Source organism: Longimicrobium sp., from assembly GCF_036387355.1.
In the GTDB taxonomy this organism is placed as follows: domain Bacteria; phylum Gemmatimonadota; class Gemmatimonadetes; order Longimicrobiales; family Longimicrobiaceae; genus Longimicrobium.
Map to the genome: position 1 here is coordinate 1 of NZ_DASVTX010000361.1, position 2543 is coordinate 2543.

A 2543-nucleotide genomic window follows, 5' to 3' on the forward strand; every position below is an offset into this window, starting at 1 on the left:
AGCGCCCAGGTCAGCGTAGCCGGTGCGTGATAGCGGTCCCACAACGAGACCGCCTCGCCCACGATCAAGCGGTACCGCTCTGGCGTCATTCCGAGCGCCAGGAGCGCGGCAGTCAGGTCGAAAAAGAGCGCTCGGTCCTCCTCGCCACCCGACGTTCCCATCACCAGCAACTCGACTACCGTCTCGTAGAGCGGCGCGAACTCGCGCGTGGCTGTGCTCCCGGCGCGCTGGAGGTACGCGATCAGCGAGGGTAGAGCCAAGTGCAGCGTTTCGTCCGCCTCAGGTGAGCGGGTCGCCTGGAGTGCGGTGACCAGTTCGTCGACGGCTAGCGGGTGGGCGCGTAACGCCGCCACGCTCCACTCCAGCGCACCCTGCTGCGCCACCTGCAGCGCCCGTGCGCGGCTCCACGCTGGATCGGTGTTCAGGCGCCGTACCCAGGCCACCCAGTCGGCGGGTACGGCCGCGGCGCCGCCGAGGGGCGCCACGGTGCCGGCGGCGTTGCCGGCCAGCCGCCCGTGGAACTCACGGTTGAGCGGGATCGCGAGGAATGCGGTCCGCTCCGCCTCTACGAGTTCGTCGAGCGCCATGACAGCGGCTGCTTCCGCTTGCACGGTACCCAAGGCGTGGGCGCAGTCGAACAGGATCCTCGTGCGGTGCAGCCCCGGCGGCGCCTCCTGCGCGTAGGTCAGGGCGGCCTCGTAGTCGGAGTCGAGTACCGCCTCGACGGCCAGCGAGAGCGGGTCGGCTGCGGGCTCAGCGGCGGGCGCGGGCAGGAGCGCGGCAAGCGCATCCATGAACCCGCCCGCCAGCCCCTCAGCCTGGGCGATCTGCAGCACTTCCTCACCCTGGCGCCGGTCTGGAGGGTCGCCGGCGACGGCCGCGAGCATGAAGCTCGCGAGCGCCTCGGAAGATCGCAGCCCTCGCCGCGTGGCGTAGAGCGACGCGTATTCAGGGAGGATGTCGCGGCGGAAGGATGCGACGGCGCCGGCCGTGTCGCCGGCGGCCTCGAAGCTGGCCAGGCGCGTGCGGTAGACGGTCTCGATCAGCGCTTGCGCGACCGAGGCGGGGTAGCGAACGCGCAACAGGTCGGGAAGCTCCGGAAGAGTCAGGAGTTCGTTCCACAGGCCGGACTCGGCGAGGAGTTGCACGCGCAGGAAGAGGAGGTTGCGTGCGTCCAGCCGGAACTCGGATTCGAGCACCCGCATGTGGCCTTCGGCCAAGTCCGGCTGTCCCGCGCGCAGTGCCATCTGGAAGTCGCGCAGGAGCCGCCAAGTGGTGCGGGGAAACTCGGGCGCCCGCTCGCGGCGCCGCCCGCGCACCGAGCGCCACCGCTCCAGCGCCTTCCACATCGCCGCGCCCTCTTCCTTGCTGAGCCCCGCGCGGAACCGGAATCCACGGCCGCCGGTGAACGTCAGGACGGCGGCCTCGACCGGGTCGGTGGGGTCCAGGGGCGCATGGTGGCCGCGAAAGGTGGAGTAGGTGGGCCCCACGAAGGCGAGCAATTCTTCGCTGAAGCCGCGCAACTGCCGTTCGCTGAACACCAGGGCGTACCAGTCCACTTGCCCCGCCCGCGGCCCCGACTGCCGCCAGCAGGGGAGGAGGGTGGGTTGGGGTGGCGAAAGGCGCAGCGGAGCCACCCACGGACCCAGCCGCGCCCAGCGCGCGCCGGCCGTGGCCCCCTCCACGTCCTTGAGTTCGATCTGGTTCTCCCCTCCGAAGAAACGCTCCAGAAAGGCTTCCGTCGGGCTGGACGGGTCCGCGGTCATGCGCCGCCTCCCCACCGGCCGCGGAACTCCAAGCGAGTCTCGGCGATCACTGCGGGATCGGTCGTATACTCCACCGCCTCTTCATTCACCGTAATCCCACGGACGGTGAGGTTCATGGAACCGCTCAGGTAGAACGAATCGCCCAAGAAACCCTTCGTGTGCAGTTCCTCGGCTGTTCGCACCGACAGCCGGGGATGGTGCTCGAATCCATTCCGCAGCGCGCCGAGGAACCCTGCGTTGCCGTTGTCTGGACGCGTGGCGACCACCACCTCGCCGCCGAGTTCCACAAGCTTGTGGAGGACGGGGACGAGGTGGACGGGCCCCTGTGGCCACGACGGCTCGACCGACTGGTACGCGTGCGCGCCGTTGTCGAGGATCTTCACGTTGGAGATCCACGGCGAAACGATCCACAGGCAGCGGCTGGGGGAAACCAACTCGGCCGTGAAGATCGTCTCCAGCAGGTCGGGAACGGTATCGGCCGCGCCACGCTTGTGGATGTGCCGCGGGGGCGCGATCACGGCACCACCTCACGCAGGTGCACGCGCACCGATAGGCGCTCCGGCTCGCGCCGGACCGCGTGCACGCGCGGATACAGTTGCAGGAATCCCACGTCGACGGGAGCCGCCGCGACCTCCAGCGTGCACGCCTTCAGCAGGGCACGCTGGTCCGGCACCGCAACCAGCCGCGCGGAGCCGTACCCGGCCAGCGCCTCGGTAAGGCGTTCGCGCCAAGCGGGGTCGCTCACCTCCACCCATGGCTCCTCATCACGCAGCAGGT

3 protein-coding genes are annotated in these 2543 nt (G+C 69.9%); all 3 read right to left on the bottom strand.

Features of this window, described 5'->3' with window-relative positions:
- A partial coding sequence (gene dpdD, locus VF665_RS15710) for a protein DpdD (RefSeq protein ID WP_331054385.1) occupies positions 1 to 1766 on the bottom strand: 1766 nt, incomplete at its 3' end.
- Positions 1763 to 2284, bottom strand: coding sequence for a phospholipase D-like domain-containing protein DpdK (gene dpdK / locus VF665_RS15715; RefSeq protein ID WP_331054386.1), 522 nt, complete (start codon positions 2282 to 2284; stop codon positions 1763 to 1765). The genes dpdK and dpdD, both read right to left, overlap by 4 nt.
- Positions 2281 to 2543, bottom strand: a 263-nt coding sequence (locus VF665_RS15720) for a hypothetical protein (protein ID WP_331054387.1), incomplete at its 5' end; no start/stop codon positions are given. The genes dpdK and VF665_RS15720, both read right to left, overlap by 4 nt.